Raw genomic sequence first — 26,014 nt, 5'->3', positions numbered from 1 at the left:
GCATGAGTCGATTCTGGAGCCCTTTCGTCAAGGCGCTAGTGCCCTATGTTCCTGGTGAACAGCCCAAGCTTGCCCGCCTGGTCAAGCTGAACACCAATGAGAACCCCTATGGCCCGTCGCCCAAGGCGCTCGAAGCCATGCGCGGTGAAATCAACGAGAGCCTGCGCCTGTACCCTGATCCCAATGGCGATCACCTGAAGCAAGCGGTCGCGGACTACTACGGCGTCACCGCTGCCCAGGTATTCGTCGGCAACGGCTCGGACGAGGTGCTGGCGCACATCTTCCATGGCCTGTTCCAGCACGATGCGCCTCTGCTGTTTCCAGACATCAGCTACAGCTTCTATCCGGTGTATTGCGGGCTGTACGGCATTGCCTATGAGCAGGTGCCCCTGGACGAGCAGTTCCAGATTCGTGTCGAGGACTACCGCAAGCCCAACGCCGGTATCATTTTCCCCAACCCCAATGCGCCGACTGGCTGCCTGATGCCGTTGCAGGCCATCGAGCAACTCTTGCAGCAGAACCCGGATTCGGTGGTGGTCGTCGATGAGGCCTACATCGATTTCGGCGGTCAGACGGCGATCAGCCTGGTAGACCGTTACGACAACCTGCTGGTAACCCAGACCCTGTCGAAATCGCGCTCCCTGGCCGGCCTGCGGGTGGGCTTGGCCGTAGGTCATCCGGACCTGATCGAGGCACTGGAGCGGATCAAGAACAGCTTCAACTCCTACCCACTGGACCGCGCCGCCATCGTCGGTGCAGCAGCGGCATTCGCCGATCGAGCGTATTTCCAGCAGACCTGCCAGAAAGTGATCGACAGCCGCGAAGCGTTGGTGGCCGAGTTGCAAGCGCGTGGCTTCGAGGTGCTGCCATCGGCAGCCAACTTCGTCTTTGCCCGCCATCCTCGACACGATGCCGCCGCCCTCGCGGCGCAGTTGCGCGAGCAAGGGGTCATCGTGCGTCACTTCAAGCAGGCGCGTATCGATCAGTTCCTGCGCATCACCATTGGCACCCCTGAAATGAATCAGGCGTTGCTCGACGCCCTGGCGTGACGTCGCTGCGTTCGCCATGTCCCGCAAGGCTCATGGCGTGCGTCTTTGTTTCGAGGTTATCCAACCACGGGTGCGGCCCAGGCGACGCACCTGATCTTGCTCGCCCTCTGACACGAGTTACCAATGCCTGAATCCAGAATGCCCAAAACCCCAGCAGTGGATCATGACAGCGATCCGTTGCTCATCGACGCCGAGGCGGACGACGAGCAGGTGCAGAGCCAGCCGCCGGTGAGGCACAAACCCTGGCTGCTGTTGCTCGGCCTGATACTGGTGGCCTTGAACCTGCGCCCTGCGTTGTCGAGCATGGCGCCGGTGCTGGGGCAGGTCTCTGACGGGCTGGGGCTCAGCGCAGCGCAGGCAGGCTTGCTGACGACCTTGCCGGTCCTGTGCCTGGGTCTGTTCGCGCCACTCGCGCCCATGCTGGCGCGACGAATCGGCAGCGAGCGGGTAGTCCTTGGCATTCTGGCTACCCTGGCACTGGGCATTGTCCTGCGCAGCACCCTGGGCACGACGGGTCTGTTTCTGGGCAGCCTGCTGGCCGGTGCCAGTATCGGCATCATCGGTGTACTGCTACCGGGTATCGTCAAGCGCGACTTTCCACAGCATGCCGGCACGCTGACCGGCGTCTATACCATGGCGCTGTGCCTGGGGGCGGCGATGGCAGCAGGCGCAACCGTGCCGCTGGCGCATGCCTTTGGCGACAGCTGGGCGCCTGCACTCGGGTTCTGGATGCTACCGGCCATCCTGGCCATGCTGGTCTGGCTCCCACAGGCGCGCAACGGTCATGGCGTGCACAAGGTCGCCTATCGCGTGCGTGGCCTTTGGCGTGATCCGCTGGCATGGCAGGTCACACTGTACATGGGCCTGCAGTCCTCGCTCGCCTACATTGTCTTCGGCTGGCTGCCCTCTATCCTGATTGGCCGCGGCCTTAGCCCAACCCAGGCGGGCCTAGTGCTGTCGGGGTCGGTGATCATGCAACTGTTCAGCTCGCTTGCGGCACCCTGGTTGGCCACCCGTGGACGTGATCAGCGCCTGGCGATCGTGGTGGTCATGCTGGTGACCCTTTGCGGACTGTTCGGCTGCCTTTACGCACCCTTGTCGGGGCTGTGGGGCTGGGCAGTGCTGTTGGGCCTGGGCCAGGGTGGCACGTTTGCCCTGGCACTCACCTTGATCGTGCTGCGCTCAAGGGATGCGCATGTGGCGGCAAACCTCTCCAGCATGGCTCAGGGCGTTGGCTATACGCTGGCGTCGATGGGGCCGTTCGCCGTGGGCCTGGTGCATGACCTGACCGGAGGCTGGAGTGCTTTGGGTTGGGTGTTTGCCGTGCTCGGTGCAGGGGCCATCGTGTTTGGCCTGGGGGCAGGGCGCGCGTTGCATGTGCAGGTCACCAGCGAGAAGGTCTGATGGTTTCACGGTGGTACTGGCGTAACCCCGCGACGCGGATTATCGTGCGGTTTTAACCCAAGGGAAGGCCCTTTGATGAGCGATGCCAACCGCGAGTTGATAACCCGTTTCTACCAGGCGTTCCAGCGGCTTGATGCCCAGGCCATGGTCGCCTGTTACAGCGATGACGTGGTGTTCAGTGATCCGGTCTTCGGCACGCTGCGTGGCAGGGACGCCGGCGACATGTGGCGAATGCTGACCCGGCGCGCCAAGGATTTCTCCCTGCGCTACGACAACGTGTGTGCCGATGAGCGCGGTGGTTCGGCGCAATGGACTGCCACTTACGTCTTCGCCCAGACCGGACGAGACGTGGTCAACACCATCCAGGCACGCTTCGAGATCCGCGATGGGCTGATACACCGGCATCAAGACGACTTCGACCTGTGGGCCTGGTCCCGCCAGGCCCTGGGTGCGCCAGGGCTGCTGCTGGGCTGGACACCTTGGCTACAGGCCAAAGTACGCCACCAGGCATTCAAGGGCTTGCGGGCGTACCAGCACGCTCAAGGGGCGGCAACGGCCTGATCACGGTCGTGATAGGTGAACGTGGCACGCTCGCCGGCCTGCCAGGGTAGCCGTACCTTGATGACGGGTATGAAGCCGCCATGGGTGCGGTGCCAGTCCTTCTGATCTGCCTGGGCCTGCTCCAGGGCACCGGATTCCCCGTCGATGTAAAAGAATGACTGGATGGGCAGCTCGCCCGCGCGGGCTTCATCCCAAGCGCCGATGACTATCTCGTTCCAGACAAAGGGCAGTTCGTCAGCAAACAACCGTTGCGTGCGCAGGGTCTGGTGGAAGGCTTCCGCGCGTTCCGGTATGCGCGCCCGGCGTATGTCGAAGGCGCATTGACGCTTGTAGTCGCCGGTCAGCCTGAAGCGTGCGATCCAGTCTTCGGCCGTGTGCACGCCTTGCTCATGGCAAGCCGTTTCACGTTCGGGTGTCTGTCGATTGTCGCCGCACCCCCGGTTGTCACGTTCCCAGGTGTCGCCGTCGGTGGGCCATGCGCAGAGCATTTCATAGCGCAGGGATCCAGCGGGTCGCTGTATCAGCGGATACAAGGTGAAGCCACTGCGACCATCGGCGGCCAGGCCAGTGGTCGGCAAGTCACTGCGCAGGTAGGAAAACGAAACACCACCTTTGTCCTTGCTGTTCTGGCTATGATGCCAGGTGTGATAGTACGGAGATGGAAGCGTGGACCTCAGCAAGACGCCAGAGCAGGCATGGGCCGGCACGGCATTGCCCTCGCACTGGGTGGGGGTGGCGTTATAGTTTTCCTGCATGCGGGCGGCGGTCTGGGCGCCAATCGAAGCCTGTGCGCTGGCAGTTGCAGCGAGTACCGCAGTGGCCAGCAGTGGACGAATCTGCAAATGGAGCATGATGAGCCCTCGTCGAGTGGGCTCATGAAGTTAATGATGGATACAACCGTTGTGGTGAGTGAAAGAGTACCGGATCAGGTAATCAAACCATGGTATGTGTACCTGGTCAGGGCGGCCAATGGCGCGCTCTACTGTGGCATCAGCGATGACCCGCGGCGGCGCTTCGAGGCGCACCGCAAAGGCCAGGGGGCACGCTTTTTCAAAAGCAGCCCTGCCCAGGCCCTGGTCTACATGGAGCGGTGGCCAGACAAAAGCGAAGCCTTGCGCCAGGAAAGGCTGGTCAAGCGCCTGCGCAAGTCGGCGAAAGAGGCACTGGTGTCCTCCTACAACGCCGAACCTGCATGCCGTGCGGTCAGTCTTTGCGACGCTTGAGCTGATCCACGAGCGTCGTGGGCAAACCTTTGATGATCAAGGTGCCAGCAGCTTCGTCGTACTCCACCTTGTCGCCCAACAGGTGCGCCTCGAAACTGATCGACAGCCCTTCGGCACGGCCGGTGAAGCGACGGAACTGGTTGAGGGTGCGCTTATCGGCAGGAATCTCCGGTGACAACCCGTAGTCCTTGTTGCGGATATGGTCGTAAAACGCCTTGGGCCGATCCTCATCGATCAAGCTGGACAGTTCTTCGAGCGTCACCGGTTCGCCCAACTTGGTCTGCGTGGTGGCGTAGTCCACCAGCGTCTGGGTCTTTTCGCGGGCAGAGGCCTCAGGCAGGTCCTCGCTTTCCACGAAGTCACTGAACGCCTTGAGCAGCGTGCGCGTCTCGCCCGGCCCGTCCACACCTTCCTGGCAACCGATGAAGTCACGGAAGTAATCCGAGACTTTCTTGCCGTTCTTGCCTTTGATGAACGAGATGTACTGCTTGGAGTTCTGGTTGTTCTTCCATTCCGAAAGATTGATGCGTGCTGCCAGGTGCAACTGACCCAGGTCCAGGTGCCGCGAAGGCATGACATCGAGCGCGGCGTTCACGGCAACGCCTTCGCTGTGGTGCAGCAATGCGATGGCCAGGTATTCGGTCATGCCTTGCTGGTAATGCGCGAACAGAACGTGCCCGCCGGTGGACAGATTGGACTCTTCCATCAGCTTTTGCAGATGCTCCACAGCCTGCCGGCTGAAGGCGGTGAAATCCTGCTCCTGCTCTAGGTACTGTTTCAGCCAGCCACTGAGCGGATAAGCGCCGGACTCGCTGTGGAAGAACCCCCAAGCCTTGCCTTGTTTGGCGTTGTAGCTGTCATTGAGGTCGGCTAGCAGGTTCTCGATGGCGTCCGAGGCCGCGAGCTCGGCGTCACGTGCGTGCAACACGGCAGGGCTGCCATCGGGCTTTTTGTCGATCAGGTGAACGATGCAATGTCGGATTGGCATGGGGAGTCTCGGACAGGTACAAAAGCACTGAAGTTTACCTCAGACGCTGGGTGATTCAGTGGGCGGATCGAAGCAGAATCGCAGGTTGGCGGTTTTTTACTCAAATCTGCGGTCTTTTCATCATCAAGGCCTGAAAACCTGCATTAAATCAGGGGTGGCAGCGGATATTTATCCGCTGCTGTGGTAGTTTTGCGCCGTCTTGCGCCCCTGTTGTGGCGCATTGCTGCAGTACGCGCTCGGCGTGTCGAACCAAACGCTGATTTGCGTATCTACATACCCAATTGGCGCGGCCCTCCAATCTCGTCGGGGCTGGCCCGATAACGTCGTCGTTCGCTGCATAACCATCGAATTTGATAGGGAAGGAACACCACCATGGCATTGACCAAAGACCAACTGATTGCCGACATCGCCGAATCGATCGCAGCGCCTAAAGCCACCGCCAAGAACGCTCTGGAGCAACTGGGCCAGATCGTTGCCGACCAACTGGAAAACGGCGCTGAAATCACCCTGCCAGGCATCGGCAAGCTGAAAGTCTCCGAGCGTCCTGCCCGTACCGGCCGCAACCCTTCGACTGGCGCTGCCATCGAAATCGCTGCCAAGAAAGTCGTCAAGTTCGTACCGGCCAAAGTGCTGACCGACGCCATCAACAAGTAATTGTCGATGCAGTGACCTGACCGCGCCCGGGTTGCCCGAGCGCGGTTTTTTCATGCCTGTGAAATGGGCTTGGCGCGCCATGCCTGGCGCGCAGCATCGTCATGGAAGCTCCAGGCGAGCATGCGGCTCTGTTTCTGTCCTTGGCCCATTTCGACAACGCGCACAGCCGCGGCCCCCGTCTTTTTCAAGACTGCCTCCAGTGCCGCCAGGTTACTGGCCTTCGACACCAGGCTGGTGAACCACAGTGTCTGGTTGGCGTATTGCGCGCTCTCGTTGATCAGCTGGGTGACGAAGCGGATTTCACCGCCTTCGCACCACAGTTCGTTGTTCTGGCCACCGAAGTTCAGCACGGGCAGCTTGCGCTTGGGGTCCTGCTTGCCCAGGTTCTTCCATTTGCGCTGGCTGCCACGGGTGGCTTCCTCGCGTGAGGCATGGAAGGGCGGGTTGCACAGGGTCAGGTCGAAGCGCTCGTCGTCCTTGAGCAGGCCGCTGAGAATATGCGCAGGGTTGCTCTGCTGGCGTAGGTTGATGACCTTGTCCAAGCCATTGGCCTGAATGATCGCCTTGGCCGACGCCAATGCTACCGGATCGATGTCCGAGCCCAGAAAGCGCCAGCGGTAATCGCTATGGCCCAGCAGCGGGTAGATGCAGTTGGCACCCACGCCGATGTCGAGCACGCGCACCTGAGCGCCTTTGAGGAGCTGGCCTGCGTTATCGGCAGCCAACAGGTCGGCGGCCACATGAAGGTAGTCGGCGCGACCTGGAATCGGCGGGCACAGGTAGTTGGCGGGGATGTCCCAATGCTGGATCCCGTACTGGGCCTTGAGCAGGGCACGGTTGAACACTCGCACCGCTTCGGGGTTGGCGAAATCGATGCTGGGTTTGCCATGGGGGTTGGTGAGGGTGAAGCGCGCCAGATCAGGGTGTGCCTTGATCAGGCTGGGAAAATCGTAGCGCCCTTGATGGCGGTTACGCGGGTGCAGGGTGGGTTTGCTCTGGGTCATGCTCGGGTCCGGTGTTGCAGGTGCTGGCCCCCAGACCGTTGGACGGCCCGGTCGCGGCCGGCCCGGTTGCCCCGGGGCTGGCCGCGAACGAGGGCTGAGCCCTCGTCAGTCAGCACTGCACGGTCAGGTTACAGCGCTGCAATCCGCGCATGCTGCTCGGTGAAGTTCGCCAACGCCTGCTCGGACTCGGCCAGCTTGGCGCGCTCCTTCTCGATGACGGCAGGCGGTGCCTTGTCGACGAACGCGGCGTTGGACAGCTTGCCGCCCACGCGCGCCACTTCGCCTTGCAGGCGCTGGATTTCCTTGTTCAGGCGAGCCAGTTCGGCATTTTTGTCGATCAGCCCGGCCATCGGTACCAGCACCTGAAGGTCACCCACCAGCGCCGTGGCGGACAATGGCGCCTCGTCGTTGTCGCCCAGCACGGTGAACGATTCGACCTTGGCCAATTTCTTGAGCAAGGCTTCGTTTTCCTGCAGGCGGCGCTGGTCGTCGGCGCTGGCGTTCTTCAGGAACAGCGGCAGGGGTTTGCCAGGGCCGATGTTCATTTCAGCGCGAATGTTGCGCAAGCCGACCATCAGCTCCTTGAGCCACTCGATGTCGCCTTCGGCGGCCACGTCGATGCGTGCGTCATTGGCCTGGGGCCAGGGCTGCAGCATGATGGTCCTGCCTTCGACGCCGGCCAACGGTGCAATACGCTGCCAGATTTCCTCGGTGATGAACGGCATGAACGGGTGGGCCAGGCGCAGTGCCACCTCCAGCACGCGAACCAGGGTGCGGCGCGTGCCACGGGCGCGTTCCACAGGGGCCTGCTCATCCCACAACACTGGCTTGGAAAGCTCCAGGTACCAGTCGCAGTACTGGTTCCAGATGAATTCGTACAGTGCCTGGCTGGCCAGGTCGAAGCGGAACTGTTCGAGCTGACGGGTCACTTCAGCTTCGGTGCGCTGCAACTGCGAGATGATCCAGCGGTCGGCCAGCGACAGCTCGTAGGCCTCGCCGTTCTGCCCACAGTCCTCACCCTTGTCCAGCACGTAGCGGGCGGCGTTCCAGATTTTGTTGCAGAAGTTGCGATAGCCTTCGACGCGGCCCATGTCGAACTTGATGTCGCGACCGGTCGAGGCCAAGGAGCAGAACGTGAAACGCAGGGCGTCGGTACCGTAGCTGGCGATACCCTCGGGGAACTCGGCCTTGGTCTGCTTGGCGATCTTCTCGGCCAGCTTGGGCTGCATCATGCCGCTGGTGCGTTTCTCCAGCAGGGCATCGAGGGTGATGCCGTCGACGATGTCCAGCGGGTCCAGCACGTTGCCCTTGGACTTGGACATCTTCTGGCCCTGGCCGTCACGCACCAGGCCGTGCACGTACACGGTCTTGAACGGAACCTGGGGCGTGCCGTCCTCGTTCTTGATCAGGTGCATGGTCAACATGATCATGCGCGCAACCCAGAAGAAGATGATGTCGAAGCCGGTGACCAGCACATCGGTGGAGTGGAATTTCTTGAGGAACTCGGTTTGCTCCGGCCAGCCCAGGGTTGAGAAGGTCCACAGGCCCGAGCTGAACCAAGTGTCGAGCACGTCGTCATCCTGGCGCAGGTTCACGTCCGCGCCGAGGCCGTGCTTGCTGCGCACTTCCTCCTCGTTGCGCCCGACATAGACCCGGCCCGCCTCGTCGTACCAGGCCGGGATGCGATGGCCCCACCACAGCTGCCGGCTGATGCACCAATCCTGAATGTCGCGCATCCAGGAGAAGTACATGTTCTCGTACTGCTTGGGCACGAACTGGATACGGCCATCCTCGACCGCAGCGATGGCAGGCTCGGCCAGCGGCTTGGTGGAAACGTACCACTGGTCGGTCAGCCACGGTTCGATGATGGTGCCCGAGCGGTCGCCCTTGGGCACTTTCAAGGCATGGTCGTCGATGCCGACCAGCAGGCCCTGAGCCTCCAGGTCGGCAACGATCTGCTTACGTGCAACGAAGCGATCGAGGCCGGCGTACTGGGACGGCAGGGCGGTGTCTACCTGGTCATTGAGCGAACCATCGAGGTTGAATGCCTGGGCTGCTGGCAGCACCACGGCATTCTTGTCGAAAATGTTCAGCAGCGGCAGGTTATGACGCTTGCCGACTTCATAGTCGTTGAAGTCGTGGGCCGGGGTGATCTTGACGCAACCGGTGCCGAACTCAGGGTCGCAGTAGTCATCGGCAACGATAGGGATGCGACGGCCAACCAGCGGCAACTCGACGAACTTGCCGATCAGGGCCTGGTAGCGTTCGTCGGTGGGGTTGACCGCGACGGCAGCGTCACCCAGCAGGGTTTCCGGACGCGTGGTGGCGACCACGAGGTAATCCAGCCCCTCGGCGGTGGTGGCACCGTCGGCCAGCGGGTAGCGCAGGTTCCACAGGTGACCTTTCTCGTCGTGGCTCTCGACTTCCAGATCGGAAATGGCGGTGTGCAGCTTGGTATCCCAGTTGACCAGGCGCTTGCCCCGGTAGATCAGGCCGTCTTCATGCAGGCGCACGAACGCTTCCTTGACCGCTTCGGACAGGCCATCGTCCATGGTGAAGCGCTCGCGGCTCCAGTCCACGGAGGAGCCGAGCCGACGAATCTGCCGGCTGATGTTGCCGCCCGACTGGTCTTTCCACTCCCAGATTTTTTCCAGGAACTGTTCGCGGCCCAGGTCATGACGGTTCAGGCCCTTGGCTTCAAGCTGGCGCTCGACCAGCATCTGCGTGGCGATGCCCGCGTGGTCGGTACCAGGCTGCCAGAGGGTGTCGCGACCCTGCATGCGGCGGAAGCGGATCAGGGCATCCATGATCGCGTTGTTGAAACCATGGCCCATGTGCAGGCTGCCGGTCACGTTCGGCGGCGGAATCATGATGGTGTAGGACTCGCCTGCACCTTGTGGAGCGAAATAGTTTTCGGCTTCCCAGGTGTTGTACCAGGAAGTTTCGATGGCGTGCGGCTGGTAGGTCTTATCCATGCGCGGCGGGACCCTGTGCATTTATTCGGGAAAGCCGGGAAGTATAACCAAGCCGGAGGGCGCAGGCGACAAGCGGCTGCTGGGCGGGTTTGCCCGGTGCGGGGAAAGACAGCCGCGTGACGGCAAGCGTCCTGCGCCGCAGCAGAACGTTACAGCTTCGCCAGTAGGAGCAGTAGCTTGCAGGCGGGTGAAGAGCAGGTGCCCGGCAGCCCCTTCACTCCGAACGCTTGATCAACCGCTCGATGCGCGCATCGAGGCGACGCTTGATCTCGTTTTCGATGTGCGGGGTAAAGTCGTTGATCACATCCTGCATGATCATCTGCGCTGCAGCGCGCAGTTCGCTTTCAAGGTGCAGCAGGGTGTCCTGGCGACGTGCCTGCGGGTCGTCCTGGGCGGTGTCGCTGGCAGCCGGATCGGCAGCGGCGTCAACGCGTGCAGGCACCTGCTCCACCGTGTCGGTGAGCAAAGGCGGTTGCAGGTCGGCATCGCCAAGCAATTGGCGAATCGACTCAAGATCGTCGAGCAGGTGGGTAGAGCCGGGCAGGGGAGCGTGCTTGTCCATCGTCATCAAAATCGCTGTAAGCGGTGGTCTTGCAGAGCATAGCCTTGTTCACGGTAGAAACGGAATCGCTCACGCGCCGATTGGCGGATCGCTGCCTCTTCAACCACGATCTCGGCAACCCGCTCGAACTGGCTGACAAAGCCGGGAACATCGGCGCCCAGGTTGATCAACAAGTCCTGGTGCCCCTGGGCGTGATCACCGACGCCAAGCGCCACGCTCGCATCGGCGTGATCTTCTGCCAGGTCATGGGGCACGAAGGCTTCGCCCCTGAATGCCCATAAACGCGTGTCCAAAGCGGCACGCTGATCCTCATCCTGGCAGTGCAGGTAGACGCGATGGCCGAGCCGCCAGGCTTTGTCGCACAGCTTGCAGGCGAAATCCAGGCGCGCCTCCAGCGAATCGGTAGGCAGTATGTAGAAGTCGACTTTGCTCATGTGGGTTCCGTCAGCCGGCAATGCCCGAGGCACTGCCGGCGGTTGCGGTCAGGCGCCAGCGCGGTCCAGCAGGTACTGGGTCAGCAAGGGCACCGGGCGACCGGAGGCACCCTTGTCCTTGCCGCCGCTGATCCAGGCGGTACCCGCGATATCCAGGTGCGCCCAGTCATAGGCCTTGGCGAATCGCGACAGGAAGCAACCGGCGGTGATGGTGCCGGCTTTCGGGCCGCCGATGTTGCCCATGTCGGCGAACGGGCTGTCCAGTTGTTCCTGGTATTCGTCGAACAGCGGCAATTGCCAGGCGCGGTCATCGGCACGCTTGCCCGCCTCGAGCAGTTGGCTGACCAGCGCGTCGTTGTTGCCCATCAGACCGCTGGTGTGGCTGCCCAGGGCGACGATGCAGGCGCCGGTAAGCGTGGCGATATCGATCACCGCCTGGGGTTTGAAGCGCTCGGCGTAGGTGAGGGTATCGCACAGTACCAGGCGACCTTCGGCGTCGGTGTTGAGAATCTCAACGGTCTGGCCGCTCATGGTGGTCACGATGTCACCGGGGCGAGTGGCGCCGCCGCTGGGCATGTTCTCGGCACAGGCGAGCAAGCACACCAGATTGATGGGCAGCTGCAGTTCCAGCACCGCACGCAGGGTGCCGAACACGCTGGCTGCGCCGCACATGTCGTATTTCATCTCGTCCATGCCGGCACCGGGCTTTAGGCTGATGCCGCCAGTGTCGAAGGTGATGCCCTTGCCCACCAGCACGAAAGGCTTGTCGCCTTTCTTGGCGCCTTGGTAGTTGAGCACGATCAGGCGCGGAGGTTGATCGCTGCCCTGGCCGACGGCGTAGAACGCGCCCATGCCCAGGTCCTTGATCTTCTTCTCGTCCAGCACGTCGACTTTCAGGCCTTTGTGCGCCTTGCCCAGCTCCTTGGCCTGCTCGGCCAGGTAGCTTGGATGGCACAGGTTGGGCGGCAGGTTGCCCAGGTCACGGGTATAGGCCATGCCAGTGGCGATGGCATTGGCGTGGCGCACGGCGCGCTCCACGTCGGCCTGGCCGAGCTTGGTGGTGAGCAGGGTGACTTTTTTCAGCGCACGAGGCTCGGCTTTCTGGCTTTTGAAACGATCGAACACGTACTCGCCGTCGAGCAGGGTTTCGGCCAGCAGGCGATATTTGCCATAGCCTGCATCGCGGTTGCTCAGCGCAATGTCATCGAGTGCCAGAACGGCGTCGGCACCGTTGAGGCCCTTGAGCACGCCGGCAACGCTGGCCACCAGCTTGCGCCAGGTGCGATCACCCAGTGCCTCGTCCTTGCCGCTACCCACCAGCAGCACACGCTCGGCCTTCAGGCCTGCAACGGCGTGCAGCAGCAGCGTCTGGCCAGGCTTGCCCACCAGGTCGCCACGCTTGAGCGCCGCACTGATGGCGCCCTCGCTTGCCAGGTCCACGGCCTGGGCCACGGTGCCCAAGGCACGTTTTTCACCGACTGGGATGACCAGCGTTGCGGTCTTGAGCGATGCAGCGGCTACGCTTTTTACAACCAGTTCCATCTCAGGGTCCCCGAATGATCGATACGTGTGGCGCCGTGCTGGCCGGCGCTTGGAACGCGACTGGCTGCGCAGTGGCAGGCCAGTGGAAAAGCTGCCAGTTTGAGCCTGCGGCCGGCGTGCTGACAACCCCGGCGTGCTGTGCGATGCGCGGCCAAGTGACAGGCGCGGTCAATCACAGGATAATGCGCGCACTTTATATGGAGGTTCGCCTTGGGCGAACCAGCATTGGCCTTGGATGTACTAAGTCATCGTCTGGTGCCATCGATTGGCAGTCCGTGCTGACAACCCAGGAGTGTCTGGTTTGATCGTCTTTCGTTATCTTTCCCGCGAGGTCCTGGTGACCTTGAGCGCCGTCAGCGCCGTGCTGCTGGTGATCATCATGAGCGGGCGCTTCATCAAATACCTGGCCCAGGCTGCACAGGGGGTGCTCGACCCTGGCGTACTGTTCCTGATCATGGGGTTCCGCCTGCCGGGCTTCCTGCAACTGATCCTGCCGCTGGGGTTGTTCCTGGGTATTCTGCTGGCCTATGGCCGGCTGTACCTGGAAAGCGAAATGACCGTGCTGTCGGCCACCGGCATGAGCCAGCAGCGCTTGCTGGCCATGACCATGGCGCCTGCAGCGCTGGTGGCCCTGCTGGTGGCCTGGCTGAGCCTGAGCCTTGCACCCCTGGGCGTGGCCCAGGTGCAGAAGATCATCAGCCAGCAGGATGCCCTGACCGAATTCGACACCCTGGTGCCGGGCCGCTTCCAGACCCTGCGCGATGGTTCGCGGGTGACCTACACCGAGCAGCTTTCAGATGACCGGGTAAACCTGGGCGGCGTGTTCATCTCCGAAAAACGCTTCAACCAGGACAAGACCAAGGACCGCGCCCCGTCGGTGCTGGTGGCCGAGCGCGGGCACCAGGAAATCCAGGCCGATGGCAACCGTTATCTGGTGCTCGAAAACGGCTACCGCTACGACGGCAACCCAGGCCAGGCCGACTACCGCGCCATCAAGTACGACACCTATGGCGTGTTGTTGCCCAAGCCTGAAGTCAGCGAGGAGGTCACCGAGCGGGAGGCCATTCCCACTACCCAACTATTCGGCGCTACGGACCTGCGTGAACGCGCCGAGTTGCAATGGCGTCTGTCACTGCCGATCCTGGTGTTCATCGTGACCCTGCTCGCCGTGCCGCTGTCACGGGCCAATCCTCGGCAGGGGCGTTTCCTCAAGCTGCTGCCAGCCATCCTTCTGTACATGGCGTACCTGACAATGCTGATTTCCGTGCGCGGTGCACTCGAGAAGGGCAAGCTGCCCATCGCCCTTGGCATGTGGTGGGTGCATGGGCTGTTCCTGCTCATCGGCCTGGGCCTGATGTACTGGGAACCTCTTCGCCTCAAGCGCGCAGCCCGTCGTGCGGAGGTGGCCCGTGGCTAAGCTCGATCGTTATATCGGCCAAAGCGTGCTGGTGGCTATTCTGGCTGTCCTGGGCATCATCCTGGGGCTGGCCTCGCTGTTCGCCTTCATCGACGAAATGGGCGACCTGAGCGATACCTACACGGTGCTCGAAGCAGGCAAGTACGTGCTGCTCACCGCACCGCGGCGCCTGTACGACATGCTGCCGATGGCCGCGCTCATCGGCTGCCTGATCGGCCTGGGTACGCTGGCCAGCAGCAGCGAGCTGACCATCATGCGCGCTGCTGGGGTGTCGATCGGTCGCATCGTCTGGGCGGTGATGAAACCAATGCTGGTGCTGATGCTGGTTGGCCTCCTGATCGGCGAGTACGTGGCACCGGTTACCGAAAACAAAGCCCAGGCCGATCGCTCCCTCGCCCAGGGTGGCGGTGAAGCGCAAAGCTCCAAGCGCGGCATGTGGCACCGGCAGGGCGAGGAGTTCGTGCACATCAACTCCGTGCAGCCCAACGGCCTTCTGCTGGGTGTGACCCGCTACCGGTTCGACGACCAGCGCAAGATCATCAGCTCCAGCTTCGCGCGCCGGGCGCGTTACGAAAACGATCACTGGCTGCTGACCGATGTGCGCACCACGCTGTTCCATGGTGACCGTACCGAAGTCGTGCAAAACCCTGAAGAACAGTGGGATGTGTCGGTCACGCCGCAGTTGCTCAACACGGTGGTGCTGGCGCCTGAATCGCTGTCGATCACCGGCCTGTGGGACTACATCCACTACCTGTCCGACCAAGGGTTGAACAATGCCCGCTACTGGCTGGCGTTCTGGACCAAGGTCCTGCAACCGGCCATCACGGCAGCCCTGGTACTCATGGCCATTTCGTTCATCTTCGGCCCGCTGCGCTCGGTGACGCTTGGTCAGCGTGTCTTCACCGGCGTGCTGGTGGGCTTCGTGTTCCGTATCGCTCAGGACCTGCTGGGCCCATCCAGCCAGGTGTTCGGCTTCCCGCCGTTGCTTGCGGTGGTGCTGCCAGCCGGCATCTGTGCCGTGGCAGGCTTGTGGTTGTTGCGCCGCGCTGGATAAGCCTGCTGCGCAGCCCCATGGCTGCGTGCTTGACCCTGGGGGCCGCTATTGCGGCCCCTTGTGTTTCATGGCCGCTGCCGCTTGAGTAGAGCGCTCATTTCTTCGGCTTGGGGACTCGAACCAGTTGGCTCTCGGAGTAGATGTCATGCCAGCTGCGTTTGCGCTTGTCGATCAGGGCCCAGAAAAAACCCAGTCCCAGGCACAGCCACGAGGCAATGGAAACAATAAACCGCAACAGCGCCTGCCAGAGCGTGATGGGCGAGCCATCGGCGTTCTGCACACGCACGCCCCAGACCTGCATGCCCAGCGTCTGCCCGCCATGGGTCCAGAACTTGGCGAAGAAACCGAACAGCACGAACAGCAGCACCGTGGACAGCAAAGGGTCGCCGTCGAGCGCGCCTGCTTCGGTAAGTTCGCGCATACGCTGTTGGCCGATGATCGCCATCTGGACCATCTTGTAGAGGCCCGCAGTGACGATCAGCAGGGCCGTACACAGTAAAAAGTCATAGAACACCGCGGCCAGGCGCCTGCCCAGGCCGACCGGAGGGAAATCACCTTGGGGAAGCAGCACAGGCTTGGACATGCAGAACAGCTCCATCATGCAAAGGCGCCATTCTACGGGCAAAAAAAAGCCCCTGCACTGAGCAGGGGCTTTTTGGAAGGTGACAAGGCTTATTCAGCAACCTGTACCTTGTCAGCTTGCATACCTTTTTGGCCTTGAACGGCTTCGAAAGTGACCTTCTGGCCTTCTTTCAGGCTTTTGAAGCCGTTGCCTTCGATGGCGCGGAAGTGCACGAACAGATCAGCACCGCTTTCTGGGGTGATGAAGCCGTAGCCTTTTTCGTCATTGAACCACTTGACGATACCGTTCTGACGGGTAGACATAATCTTATTTCCTATGAAACTTAGGTTTGGATGACAGTTTTCTTTCGCTTTCAAACAAGCAAAAGAGTACTGGGCTGGGTTGCAGGAAAGTAAGAGACGTCGAACGGGTTGTAGCAGATTGCGGCTACTGGCCCAGGTCACGAACTGTTGCGACCCATGCAAACACAGTGCGTTGACTCTACGCCAACTGCCGAGCGAAAAACAAGCCTTCCAGCGGGTGGAAAGTGACTGTTTTACAACCAGCGGCCAAACCGCCGAACAGTGCATGGTGCCTGGCCTGGCGCCATGTTCGCAGTGGCGCGGGCAACGTTCGCAAACGAAGATGCTGAACGTTGCCACGCCGCTGATGAGTCTGCCTCAACCGCGATAGTAACGGGGCGCAACGAATGGGGTTTTACTGACTTTCAAGGCCACCTTCTTTCCACGCACGAGTGCATATAGAAGCGTGTCCAGTGCGGACTGTTCGGTGTCCACATAACCCATCGCCACAGGGGCACTGAGTGTGGGTCCAAAGCCGCCACTGCAGATGGTGCCAACCGAGGTGCCTTCTGCATCGACAATCTCGGCGCCTTCGCGTACAGGCGTGCGTTCCTGGGGCAGCAAACCGACCCGCTTGCGTTTCACACCCTCACGTTGCTGATCGAAGATGGCCTGTGCGCCCGGAAAGCCCCCAGCACGCGCACCATCGGCCCGGCGCGACTTGGACATTGCCCACAACAAGTTCGCCTGCACGGGTGAAGTGTCGGCGTTCATGTCATGGCCATACAGGCACAGGCCGGCTTCCAGACGCAACGAGTCACGGGCCCCCAGCCCGATCGGCTGGACCTCTGGCTGCTTGAGCAGCGCTCTGGCGAGCGTCTCGGCACCTGCCACCGGCACGGAGATTTCATAACCATCCTCCCCGGTGTAGCCCGACCGACTGACCCAGCACAGGTGGCCCAGCAACGTGACAGGTCGCACCTGCATGAACGTCATGTCCGCCACTTCATGCGCCAGACGCTGCAGGACCTTGGCCGCTGCCGGCCCTTGCAAGGCGAGCAGAGCACGTTGATCGAACAGTGGCTGTACCTCGCAACGTTGGCTGATATGCCGCTGCAAGTGCGCCAGGTCCTGATCCTTGCAGGCGGCGTTCACCACCAGCAGCAGCGTGTCGTCACCCAGGTTGGCGACCATCAGGTCGTCGAGGATGCCGCCGTGTTCGTTGGTGAACATGGCGTAGCGCTGCATGCCAACGGGCAGGTCGATGATATCGACCGGCACCAGCGTTTCCAGCGCCCTGGCAGCGTCGCTACCCTTGAGCAGTATCTGCCCCATGTGCGAGACGTCGAACAACCCGGCCTGTTCTCGGGTGTGCAGGTGCTCTTTAAGCACACCCAGAGGGTACTGCACCGGCATGTCGTAGCCCGCGAAGGGCACCATGCGCGCACCCAGTTCCAGGTGCAGGGCATGCAGTGGGGTTTTGAGCAGTGTTTCGGACATCGATGACTCCTTGCATGGGTTTTCGGTCAATGTCCGGGGACATTGACCGCCAGGCGAATGACACACTCACGATCCGGCGCTGTCAGGCGTCCTGGTAGCTTTCGATCGAGGGGCAGGCACAGACCAGGTTGCGGTCGCCGAAGACGTTGTCGACCCGGCTCACAGGCGGCCAGTACTTGCTTTCCACCAGGCCAGGCAGCGGGTAGACCGCTTGCTCGCGGGAGTAACCATGAGCCCATTCGCCCACCAGTTCCGCTGCGGTGTGCGGCGCGTTCTTGAGCGGGTTGTCATCCTTGTCCAACGTGCCGTCCTCTACCGCACGGATTTCCTCGCGGATCTGGATCATGGCCGCGCAGAACCTGTCCAGTTCTTCCCGGGATTCGCTTTCGGTCGGCTCAATCATCAGCGTGCCTGCCACCGGGAACGACATGGTCGGGGCATGGAAGCCGTAGTCGATCAACCGCTTGGCCACGTCGTCGACGCTGATGCCACTGCTGTCCTTGAGCGGGCGCAGGTCCAGGATGCATTCGTGGGCGACCAGGCCATTGCCGCCGGTGTACAGCACCGGGTAGTGCTCCTCCAGGCGGCGGGCGATGTAGTTGGCATTGAGGATGGCCATCTGCGAAGCCCGTTTGAGCCCTGCGCCGCCCATCATGCGAATGTACATCCAGGTGATCGGCAGGATGCTGGCGCTGCCGAAGGGTGCGGCGCATACCACGCCTTCGGCAGTGCCCAGGGCAGCATGGCCCGGGAGGAAGGGCGCCAGGTGCGATTTCACACCGATCGGCCCAACGCCCGGACCACCGCCGCCATGGGGAATGCAGAAGGTCTTGTGCAGGTTCAGGTGCGACACATCGCCCCCGAATTTGCCCGGTGCGCACAGACCGACCATGGCGTTCATGTTGGCACCGTCGATGTAAACCTGGCCGCCGTTGTCGTGGATGATGGCGCAAATCTCGCCTATCGCCTCCTCGAACACCCCGTGGGTGGACGGGTAGGTGATCATCAGCGCTGCCAGGCGTTCACGGTGCTCGATGGCCTTGGCACGCAGGTCGGCGACGTCGACGTTGCCGCGCGCGTCGCAGGCCGTGACCACCACCTGCATGCCGGCCATGTTGGCCGTTGCCGGGTTAGTGCCGTGGGCTGAAGAAGGGATCAGGCAGATGTCGCGATGCCCCTCGTTGCGGCTGCGGTGATAGGCGCGGATCGCCAGCAGGCCCGCGTACTCGCCCTGAGAACCGGCGTTAGGTTGCAGCGATACGGCATCGTAGCCCGTGGCTGCGCAGAGCATGGCCTCCAACTCCGACGTCAATTGCAGGTAGCCCTGGCTCTGCTGCGCCGGGGCGAAGGGGTGCAGGTTGCCGAATTCTGCCCAGGTGACCGGGATCATTTCACTGGCAGCGTTGAGTTTCATGGTGCACGAGCCCAGCGGGATCATGCTGCGGTCCAGGGCCAAGTCCTTGTCGGCCAGCTTGCGCAGGTAACGCATCAACTCCGTTTCGCTGTGATAGCGGTTGAACACGGGGTGTTCCAGGAACGTCGAGCGGCGCAACAAGGCCTCGGGCAGCAGCGTACCGCTGCTGGCGGCCAGCGCCTGGAAGTCAGGTTGCGTTTGACCATCGCCAAGCAGCTGCCACAGCGCCTGCACATCCGCCGGAGTGGTGGTTTCATCCAGCGATACGCCCACATGGCCGGCATCGACCTGACGCAGGTTGATGCCTTGTGCACGGGCTTTTTCGTGCAGGCCGAGGGTGGCATCGCCAGTGGCCAGGGTCAGGGTGTCGAATGCCGTGTCGCCCACCACCGTCACAGCCATTGCACGCAAGCCCTGGGCCAGGATGGCGGTCAGGCTATGGGTACGTTGGGCAATGCGCGTGAGACCTTCAGGGCCGTGATACACGGCGAACATGCTGGCAATGTTGGCAAGCAGCACCTGGGCGGTGCAGATGTTGCTGGTGGCCTTTTCGCGGCGAATGTGCTGCTCACGTGTCTGCATGGCCAAGCGCAGTGCCGTCTTGCCGAAGCGGTCTATCGACACGCCCACCAGGCGCCCTGGCATGTCGCGCTTGAAGGCATCGCGGGTAGCGAAGTAGGCCGCATGAGGCCCGCCGAAGCCCAGGGGCACGCCAAAGCGCTGGGCGCTGCCAATGGCCACATCGGCCTCGAACTCGCCAGGCGGGGTCAACAGGGTCAAGGCCAACAGGTCCGCCGCCACGGCCACCAGCGCATTGGCGTGGTGGAACCGTTGCACCACCTCCCGGTAATCGAAGATACCACCGGTGCTGGCGGGGTATTGCAGCAAGGCGCCGAAGAACGGGCTGGCATCGTCGAGCGTCTGCTCGTCGCCTATCACGACTTCGATGCCCAGAGGTTCAGCGCGGGTACGCAGTACATCGAGGGTCTGGGGGTGGCAATGCATTGAGGCAAAGAAGCGGTTGCTGGCCTTGTTCTTCGACAGGCGCTTGCAGAACGTCATGGCCTCGGCAGCGGCCGTTGCCTCATCGAGCAGCGACGCATTGGCGATCGGTAACCCTGTGAGGTCGCTGATCAGGGTCTGGAAATTGAGCAGAGCTTCCAGCCGGCCCTGGGAAATTTCTGGCTGGTAGGGCGTGTACGCGGTGTACCACGCCGGGTTCTCCAGCAGATTGCGCAGGATGGGCGCGGGCGTGTGGGTGTTGTAGTAACCCTGGCCTATGTAACTTTTGAACAGTTGGTTCTTGCCGGCGATGGCCTTCAGGGCGGCGAGCGCATCCGCTTCGCTGTGCCCATCGTCCGTGCCCAGCACGCTGGTGCCCTTGATGCTGGCGGGGATGACGGCGTCGGTCATGGCCTCCAGCGAGTCGAAGCCCAGGGTGGCGAGCATGGCCTGCTCGTCTTCGCTGCGTGGCCCGATGTGACGGGCAATGAACTCATTGGCAGTGCTGAGGTTGATGGTCATGGCGTGATTCCTCAGGCGTCGTCGTTGGCGTTGAGCAGGCGGTCATAGGCCTCCTGGTCGAGCAGGGCGCTCACAGCGCTGGCGTCGGCAGGCTTGATGCGGAAGAACCAGCCTTCGCCCAGCGGGTCCTCGTTGACCAGCTCGGGGCGCTCTTCGAGTTGGGCGTTGACCTCGATCACCTCGCCGGACAGCGGCATGTACACCCCGCTAGCAGCCTTGACCGACTCTACGGTGGACGCTTCGCTGCCTTTGTCATAGTGCTGCAGCTCCGGCAGCTGCACGAACACCACATCCCCCAGTGCATGCTGGGCGTAGGCAGTGATACCTACGATGACGCTGCCATCAGCTTCTACACGCAGCCATTCGTGGTCGTCGGTGAAACGCAACTCGCTCATGAAAAATCCTCGTGGACCGGGTGGCGCGATTAGGTTCGCGCTCTGGTGGGTTTTCAGTAAGCAATAACGTGGCCAACTAGCGCTGGGCCCTGTGGATACAGGGAGGGAATGCCAGCTTGCTGAAGATCGAGTAAGACGGTGTAACGAAATCGATACGATAAAACGTTGGTTTTGCTATATGACGCCGTTAATCTCTCGGCCCACCTTGGAGTTGGAGGTGTAGCGATTCAGATACGGTGTATTGAATTCGATACGGCGACGCGTGTTCCACTGTTTTGAATAAGCAACCGTGCATCGGGGAATCAAACAAGGAATGGGAAATACACCATAAAGCCAGTGTTTCTGAAGCAAAAATGTTTATGATATTAATAATCTGCTGGTGAAGTTTATTGAAATATGTATTTGATCTATCAGGAATAGTGGGTCATACAGAATAAACCATCTCGCCTGACTGAAAAATCATGAATTTTGTCTGCGGTTTCTATCATGCAGATCCGGTCCTTTATCCTTGGGATCGTTCGCACCCACAGGAGGTCATGAAGTTTGAGGTGCTTTCAGAACACCCACAAGGATCTGATTTAATATTTCACTCAAGTGCAGTAGGGGTAAACGATTGAACACGATCCGTCGTCGGTGCTGTGATAAAGGTGGCGCAAAGAGCAGGGGTTGCCCGGTTTCAAAGATGCCTGAGTAACCTTGGCTTTATAGGCGGTATGCTATTCACAGGCCCTCAGAGCATGCCTGGAATGAAAGGCAAGCTACAGCAGCTCACAGGCAAGTCTTGCGCAAGCGGAAAATAGACCCACGCCTAAAGAAATGACTGATTTTACTGAGCGAGAATTTTTCCAATGGGTGTATGCCTTATATCACAGTGACCCTCAGTACTTTCCTAATGACAGGGAGCACACTCGCGGCATACTTGAGTTTGAACGCTTGGTGCAGCATCCTGCAACGTCAAACTTGATTTATCGCCCCCACAGGGTCGGGATTCAATCCTCCCCTCAAGCGGTGGTTGATGAAGTGAAACGGTGGCGGGCTGAGCAGGGACTTCCAGGGTTCAAGCCATCTTGAATCCAGAACAGACGACTCCCGCAGCTCATCATGCGGGAGTCTTAACCTTAGCGGTTCAGCAACGCCATCATGGCCTGCTTACTGAAAAAACGGCAATGCCAAATACACCTTGATCACCACCACATTGATCAAGTCAATGAAGAACGCCCCCACCATCGGCACCACCAGAAATGCCACGTGCGAAGGCCCGAACCGCTGGGTTACCGCTTGCATGTTGGCGATTGCCGTCGGCGTTGCCCCCAACCCGAAGCCGCAATGGCCGGCGGACAGGACAGCCGCGTCGTAGGTGCGGCCCATCACTCGGAAGGTGATGAAGATGGCGAACAGTGCCATCAGCAGCGTCTGCGCCGCCAGCAGCACGAAGAACGGCAGTGCCAGGGCAGCCAGGTCCCACAGTTTCAACGACATCAACGCAATGGCCAAAAACAACGACAGGCTCACATTGCCCAGTACCGACACTTCCCGCTCGAACACCTGGTAAAAGCCGAAGGCTGACAGGCCATTGCGCAGCAGCACGCCCACGAACAATACGCAGACGAAGTTTGGCAGTTCGAAGGCAGTACCCTTGAGCAGCTCATTCAAAACGGTGCCGCTCAACAGGCTCACTGCAATCAGGGCAAGCGTCTCGATCACGGAAATCGAGGTGATCAGGCGTTCTTTCTCCGGCTGCTCGAAGCCTGAAGGTAACTGAGGCGTGCTGTCGGCGCGACCAGGGCTAGCGACCCGCTTGATCAGCAAGCGGGCCACGGGGCCACCAATCAAACCCCCCAGTACCAATCCAAATGTGGCGGAGGCTAGTGCCAGTTCCGAGGCCGAGGCCAGGCCGAATTTTTCGGTGAAGGTGGCGCCCCACGCAGCACCGGTGCCATGGCCTCCTGACAGGGTGATCGAACCGGCCAGCAGGCCCATCAGCGGGTCCAACCCCAGCGCCGTGGCCAGACCGATGCCCAGGGCGTTCTGTACCACCAGCAGGCTGGTCACCACCGCCAGGAACAGCACCACCGCGCGCCCACCTTTTTTCAGGCTGGCGAAATCGGCGTTCAGGCCGATGGTAGCGAAGAACGCCAGCATCAAAGGTGTTTGCAGGGAGGTGTCGAAGTGAACTTGCACATCGAAGGTGCGCAGCACCAACAGGGCAATCGCGACCACCAAGCCGCCGGCGACCGGTTCAGGAATGTTGTAGGCACGCAGAAAACCTATGCGTGCGACCAGGCCGCGACCTAGCAGCAGCACCAGGGAAGCGGCCACCAGCGTGCCGTAAAAATCGAGTTCGAACATCAGGTACTCTCGTTGAATCCATAACGGACCGCTGACCACTCTGGGGTGGTCTTGCGGGGTGACAGGCAGGGATTGCACTGGCGCCATTCTACGAGGCGTGAGGAAGGACGTATCCGGGGAACGCCTAGGAAAAGTCTACTAAAACAGCAGCATTTGCCGACAACTTCAGGTTTTCCCAGGAATGCCGTATTTGCGCAGGCGTTGGGCAATGGCGGTATGTGAGGTGTGCAGCCGGGCCGCCAGCAATCGGGTCGAGGGGTAACTGGTGTACAGCCGTTGCAACAGTTCACGCTCGAAATCACCCACAGCCTGCTCCAGGCTGGCCACATCACCTTCATGGGTGCGACTGACAGACGTGCCGGCGATGTCCAGGTCGCCGATGTCCACCAGGTTGCTTTCGCAAATGGCGGCGGCGCGAAAGATCACGTTCTGCAATTGCCGTACATTGCCCGGCCAAGGGTTAGCCAGCATGGCGCTGTGAGTGGCGGGGGTGAGCCTGCAGGCAGGCCGCTGGATCTGTGTGCAGGCCTGCTGCATGAAGAAGTGCGCAAGCATGAGGATGTCCTGGCCGCGGTCACGCAGGGGTGGGACCTGCAGGTTCAACACGTTGAGGCGGTAGAACAGGTCTTCGCGGAACGTGCCCTCGGCCACCATCTGCTCCAGGTTACGGTGGGTCGCGCTGATGATACGCACGTTGACCTTCACTTCCCGGTCGCCCCCCACCCGGCGGAAGCTGCCGTCGCTGAGAAAACGCAGCAGCTTGGCTTGCAGGTAGGGGGACATCTCGCCGATTTCATCGAGAAACACCGTGCCCTGGTTGGCCAGCTCCATCAGCCCTGGCTTGCCGCCGCGCTGGGCGCCGGTGAAGGCGCCTGGTGCATAACCGAACAGTTCGCTCTCGGCGAGGCTCTCAGGCAATGCGGCGCAGTTCAGAGCCAGAAAGGGGGCCGCATGACGGCTGCTGATCGCGTGGCATGCGCGGGCCACCAGTTCCTTGCCGGTGCCGGTTTCGCCATGCACCAGCAGCGGTGCATCCAGGGTGGCCACGCGCAGGGCTCGAGCCTTCAGGGTGCGGATGGCAGGTGATTCGCCCAGCAGAGCGTCGAAGCCCTCGGCATGGTCATGGCGCAGGGCCGATAGCCGTTCGCCCAACCGCGTAGGCGGGTAGAGCGTCAGCAAGCCGCCGGTATGGGTGATTGGCATGGCATCGAGCAGCAGGCTCTGGCCATTGAGCTGCATTTCGCGCATGGGCAGGTGAAAGTTGCTGTCGAGCAATACTTGCAGCAGGCCCGGGTCGCCAAACAACTCGCCTACGCAGCGCCCGGCCGACTCCCGACCACACAACGCCACCAGCGCGGGGTTGGCCAGCAGCACCTTGCCGGCCCTGTCAACCGCCAGTACGGGGTCGCTCATGGCGGCCAGCAGCGCATCGAGCTGCAGGTGACGGCGTTGCCCCGGCAGGATATCGACCACCTCCACCGCCTCCACGCCCTGCACCTCGAACAAGGCGTCATGCAGCTCTTCCAGTACGGCGGGGCTGAGGGTAGGCGCGTCGATGTAGACGTTCGGCGGCACCATTTCCACGGCATCGAGGTTGAGGTTGCGCGCACCGAGCAGCGCCAGGACTTCCTGAGTGATGCCGACGCGGTCGATGAAGCTGACGTGGATACGCATGGGGCAATACGAAATGGCCGGGTAGGGCGCTAGTATGCCTCAAGCTGATCCTGCTCGTGACGGGTAGCGCCCTACTCCAGATGCTCAGGCTTGATGGGGTCACCGGACTTCACGTCCAGCTTGGCGCGAATGTCTTCGAACATCCAGTCGTAGATCCTGTGAGGTGAAGCCAGGCTCTCGAACTTCTTCGGTGGGGCCAGGTAGGCCTGGGCGCGGCGACTCAGTTGCATCAGAAAGCTAGGCAGCACCTGGTCCTTGGGCAGAAAGAAAACCTCGTCGACCGGCTTGCCCTCGATGCTGCCCTGCATGCGGAACTGAATGCCCCTGCCTTCACGGGGGTCGGTGAAGGCCTCGTAGTCCACCTTGAGGTCATAGCTGTGGTCACTGCTGTTGAGCGCAGTGCGCTCGATGTGGACGTGACCGGGTTCATATTTGGCCATGGGCTCTCCTGTACGAGGTTGGGCGGGCACATGGCCCGCCGACTGTGTCAACGGTAGCTGATCCCGGGGGCAGCGGTCGAAACCCGCGTGCCGGCGGTACCGCTCACGATGCGCTCGATGTTGGCCAGCGAGCTGATCACCGCCACCTTGCCCGTGTGCCGGGCGAAGTCGCAGGCCGCCTGCACCTTGGGCCCCATCGAACCTGCCGCGAAACCCAGCCTGTCCAGCTCGTCAGGGTGGGCCTGGGCGATGGCGCGTTGGGTTGGCTTGCCAAAGTCGATGTACGCCGCCTCCACGTCGGTGGCAATGACCAGCAGGTCGGCCTCGAGCTGTTCGGCCAGCAGTGCAGAGCACAGGTCCTTGTCGATCACCGCCTCGATCCCTTTGAGGTTACGGTGTTCATCATAGAGAGTCGGGATGCCGCCGCCGCCGGCGCAGATCACGATGCTGCCCTTTTCGAGCAGCCACTTGATGGGGCGGATTTCGAAGATGCGCTTGGGTCTGGGGCTTGCCACCACGCGGCGGTACTTGTCGCCGTCAGGCTTGACCACCCAGCCCTTTTCAGCGGCCAAGCGCTGGGCTTCATCCTTGCTGTAGACCGGGCCGATGAACTTGCTCGGGTCCTTGAACGCAGGGTCCTGAGCGTCCACTTCAACCTGGGTCAGCAGGGTGGCGAACGGCACGTCGAAGTCCAGCAGGTTGCCCAGTTCCTGCTCGATCATGTAGCCGATCATGCCCTCGGTTTCGGCGCCCAGCACGTCCAATGGGTAGGCCTCGTCCGGCTTGTACGACAGCCCCTGCAATGCCAGCAGGCCCACTTGCGGGCCATTGCCATGAGCGATCACCAACTCGTTGCCTGGGTGGATCTTGGCAATCTGCTCGGCGGCGGTACGGATGTTGGCGCGCTGGTTTTCCGCGGTCATGGGCTCGCCACGGCGCAGCAGGGCATTGCCGCCTAGTGCAACAACGATACGCATGAAGAATGTC

24 protein-coding genes are annotated in these 26,014 nt (G+C 61.6%); 8 read left to right on the top strand and 16 right to left on the bottom strand.

The window, feature by feature from the left end:
- Nucleotides 1–2: 2 nt before the first annotated feature.
- The 3 genes from hisC to MOP87_RS16440 all read left to right on the top strand — a co-directional run bounded on the left by hisC (nucleotide 3) and on the right by MOP87_RS16440 (nucleotide 3,014).
- On the top strand, nucleotides 3–1,049 hold the full coding sequence (hisC, locus tag MOP87_RS16450; protein WP_128610213.1) for a histidinol-phosphate transaminase: 1,047 nt from the start codon (nucleotides 3–5) through the stop codon (nucleotides 1,047–1,049).
- A 123-nt stretch (nucleotides 1,050–1,172) separates the two neighbouring features.
- Nucleotides 1,173–2,453 (top strand): MFS transporter, encoded by a 1,281-nt coding sequence (locus tag MOP87_RS16445; RefSeq protein ID WP_242809817.1) that lies wholly within the window; start codon nucleotides 1,173–1,175, stop codon nucleotides 2,451–2,453.
- Nucleotides 2,454–2,528: 75 nt separating this feature from the next.
- Nucleotides 2,529–3,014, top strand: coding sequence for a nuclear transport factor 2 family protein (locus tag MOP87_RS16440; protein ID WP_027913755.1), 486 nt, complete (start codon nucleotides 2,529–2,531; stop codon nucleotides 3,012–3,014).
- On the opposite strand, the gene MOP87_RS16435 is transcribed toward MOP87_RS16440, so the two are convergent.
- Nucleotides 2,993–3,865 carry a hypothetical protein gene (locus MOP87_RS16435; protein ID WP_242809816.1) on the bottom strand — a complete coding sequence of 291 codons (873 nt, stop codon included), beginning with the start codon at nucleotides 3,863–3,865 and terminating at the stop codon, nucleotides 2,993–2,995. The two genes, MOP87_RS16440 and MOP87_RS16435, sit on opposite strands and share 22 nt — an antisense overlap.
- Before the next feature lie 36 nt (nucleotides 3,866–3,901).
- Here MOP87_RS16435 and MOP87_RS16430 point away from each other — a divergent pair, with 36 nt between their 5' ends.
- The gene (locus tag MOP87_RS16430) at nucleotides 3,902–4,237 is read left to right on the top strand and encodes a GIY-YIG nuclease family protein (RefSeq protein ID WP_104926496.1); all 336 of its coding nucleotides are present in this window, start codon (nucleotides 3,902–3,904) and stop codon (nucleotides 4,235–4,237) included.
- On the opposite strand, the gene yejK is transcribed toward MOP87_RS16430, so the two are convergent.
- Nucleotides 4,218–5,225 (bottom strand): nucleoid-associated protein YejK, encoded by a 1,008-nt coding sequence (gene yejK, locus MOP87_RS16425; RefSeq protein WP_242809815.1) that lies wholly within the window; start codon nucleotides 5,223–5,225, stop codon nucleotides 4,218–4,220. The genes MOP87_RS16430 and yejK overlap by 20 nt on opposite strands.
- 372 nt (nucleotides 5,226–5,597) lie before the next feature.
- Here yejK and MOP87_RS16420 point away from each other — a divergent pair, with 372 nt between their 5' ends.
- Complete coding sequence (locus tag MOP87_RS16420) at nucleotides 5,598–5,879, top strand: HU family DNA-binding protein (protein WP_003255106.1); 282 nt, start codon at nucleotides 5,598–5,600, stop codon at nucleotides 5,877–5,879.
- A gap of 50 nt (nucleotides 5,880–5,929) precedes the next feature.
- On the opposite strand, the gene rlmF is transcribed toward MOP87_RS16420, so the two are convergent.
- The 5 genes from rlmF to MOP87_RS16395 form a co-directional block, all read right to left on the bottom strand.
- The gene (gene rlmF / locus MOP87_RS16415) at nucleotides 5,930–6,883 is read right to left on the bottom strand and encodes a 23S rRNA (adenine(1618)-N(6))-methyltransferase RlmF (protein WP_197874011.1); all 954 of its coding nucleotides are present in this window, start codon (nucleotides 6,881–6,883) and stop codon (nucleotides 5,930–5,932) included.
- Nucleotides 6,884–7,011: 128 nt separating this feature from the next.
- Nucleotides 7,012–9,858 carry a valine--tRNA ligase gene (locus tag MOP87_RS16410; RefSeq protein WP_110606862.1) on the bottom strand — a complete coding sequence of 949 codons (2,847 nt, stop codon included), beginning with the start codon at nucleotides 9,856–9,858 and terminating at the stop codon, nucleotides 7,012–7,014.
- A gap of 214 nt (nucleotides 9,859–10,072) precedes the next feature.
- Nucleotides 10,073–10,420, bottom strand: a complete 348-nt coding sequence (locus MOP87_RS16405) for a hypothetical protein (RefSeq protein ID WP_027913760.1) — start codon at nucleotides 10,418–10,420, stop codon at nucleotides 10,073–10,075.
- Between the two features lie 5 nt (nucleotides 10,421–10,425).
- Complete coding sequence (locus MOP87_RS16400; protein ID WP_027913761.1) at nucleotides 10,426–10,854, bottom strand: DNA polymerase III subunit chi; 429 nt, start codon at nucleotides 10,852–10,854, stop codon at nucleotides 10,426–10,428.
- Nucleotides 10,855–10,902: 48 nt separating this feature from the next.
- On the bottom strand, nucleotides 10,903–12,396 hold the full coding sequence (locus MOP87_RS16395) for a leucyl aminopeptidase (protein ID WP_028687060.1): 1,494 nt from the start codon (nucleotides 12,394–12,396) through the stop codon (nucleotides 10,903–10,905).
- Between the two features lie 301 nt (nucleotides 12,397–12,697).
- Here MOP87_RS16395 and lptF point away from each other — a divergent pair, with 301 nt between their 5' ends.
- Together lptF and lptG are read left to right on the top strand one after the other, a co-directional pair.
- Nucleotides 12,698–13,813, top strand: coding sequence for an LPS export ABC transporter permease LptF (gene lptF, locus MOP87_RS16390; protein ID WP_023533424.1), 1,116 nt, complete (start codon nucleotides 12,698–12,700; stop codon nucleotides 13,811–13,813).
- Nucleotides 13,806–14,867 (top strand): LPS export ABC transporter permease LptG, encoded by a 1,062-nt coding sequence (gene lptG / locus MOP87_RS16385; RefSeq protein ID WP_023533306.1) that lies wholly within the window; start codon nucleotides 13,806–13,808, stop codon nucleotides 14,865–14,867. The genes lptF and lptG overlap by 8 nt, the downstream gene beginning before the upstream one ends.
- A 94-nt stretch (nucleotides 14,868–14,961) precedes the next feature.
- On the opposite strand, the gene MOP87_RS16380 is transcribed toward lptG, so the two are convergent.
- The 5 genes from MOP87_RS16380 to gcvH form a co-directional block, all read right to left on the bottom strand.
- A complete protein-coding gene (locus tag MOP87_RS16380; protein ID WP_027913763.1) occupies nucleotides 14,962–15,450 on the bottom strand; it encodes an RDD family protein in 489 nt (162 codons plus the stop codon).
- Nucleotides 15,451–15,539: 89 nt separating this feature from the next.
- Nucleotides 15,540–15,752, bottom strand: coding sequence for a cold-shock protein (locus MOP87_RS16375; protein WP_027913764.1), 213 nt, complete (start codon nucleotides 15,750–15,752; stop codon nucleotides 15,540–15,542).
- A gap of 357 nt (nucleotides 15,753–16,109) precedes the next feature.
- Nucleotides 16,110–17,231, bottom strand: a complete 1,122-nt coding sequence (gene gcvT, locus MOP87_RS16370) for a glycine cleavage system aminomethyltransferase GcvT (RefSeq protein ID WP_027913765.1) — start codon at nucleotides 17,229–17,231, stop codon at nucleotides 16,110–16,112.
- 82 nt (nucleotides 17,232–17,313) lie between these two features.
- On the bottom strand, nucleotides 17,314–20,169 hold the full coding sequence (gene gcvP / locus MOP87_RS16365) for an aminomethyl-transferring glycine dehydrogenase (protein ID WP_242809814.1): 2,856 nt from the start codon (nucleotides 20,167–20,169) through the stop codon (nucleotides 17,314–17,316).
- A gap of 11 nt (nucleotides 20,170–20,180) precedes the next feature.
- Complete coding sequence (gene gcvH / locus MOP87_RS16360; protein WP_242809813.1) at nucleotides 20,181–20,564, bottom strand: glycine cleavage system protein GcvH; 384 nt, start codon at nucleotides 20,562–20,564, stop codon at nucleotides 20,181–20,183.
- Between the two features lie 816 nt (nucleotides 20,565–21,380).
- Between gcvH and MOP87_RS16355 the strand changes: the two genes are divergently transcribed.
- Complete coding sequence (locus tag MOP87_RS16355; protein ID WP_132578325.1) at nucleotides 21,381–21,635, top strand: bacteriocin immunity protein; 255 nt, start codon at nucleotides 21,381–21,383, stop codon at nucleotides 21,633–21,635.
- A 78-nt stretch (nucleotides 21,636–21,713) separates the two neighbouring features.
- Here MOP87_RS16355 and gltS read toward each other — a convergent pair whose 3' ends face one another.
- The 4 genes from gltS to arcC all read right to left on the bottom strand — a co-directional run bounded on the left by gltS (nucleotide 21,714) and on the right by arcC (nucleotide 26,004).
- Nucleotides 21,714–22,913: a sodium/glutamate symporter gene (gene gltS / locus MOP87_RS16350; RefSeq protein ID WP_049695491.1), complete on the bottom strand. Its 1,200-nt coding sequence runs from the start codon at nucleotides 22,911–22,913 to the stop codon at nucleotides 21,714–21,716.
- A 165-nt stretch (nucleotides 22,914–23,078) separates the two neighbouring features.
- Nucleotides 23,079–24,587 (bottom strand): sigma-54-dependent transcriptional regulator, encoded by a 1,509-nt coding sequence (locus MOP87_RS16345; protein WP_027913769.1) that lies wholly within the window; start codon nucleotides 24,585–24,587, stop codon nucleotides 23,079–23,081.
- Nucleotides 24,588–24,658: 71 nt separating this feature from the next.
- Nucleotides 24,659–25,027 carry a DUF5064 family protein gene (locus MOP87_RS16340; protein WP_027913770.1) on the bottom strand — a complete coding sequence of 123 codons (369 nt, stop codon included), beginning with the start codon at nucleotides 25,025–25,027 and terminating at the stop codon, nucleotides 24,659–24,661.
- 47 nt (nucleotides 25,028–25,074) lie between these two features.
- A complete protein-coding gene (gene arcC / locus MOP87_RS16335; RefSeq protein ID WP_028687065.1) occupies nucleotides 25,075–26,004 on the bottom strand; it encodes a carbamate kinase in 930 nt (309 codons plus the stop codon).
- Nucleotides 26,005–26,014 lie beyond the last annotated feature (10 nt).

This window comes from Pseudomonas sp. I3-I5, from assembly GCF_022699445.1.
Taxonomy (GTDB): domain Bacteria; phylum Pseudomonadota; class Gammaproteobacteria; order Pseudomonadales; family Pseudomonadaceae; genus Aquipseudomonas; species Aquipseudomonas fulva.
Note: the sequence above shows the minus strand (reverse complement) of the source record. Positions and strands in the feature narration are given on the sequence as shown.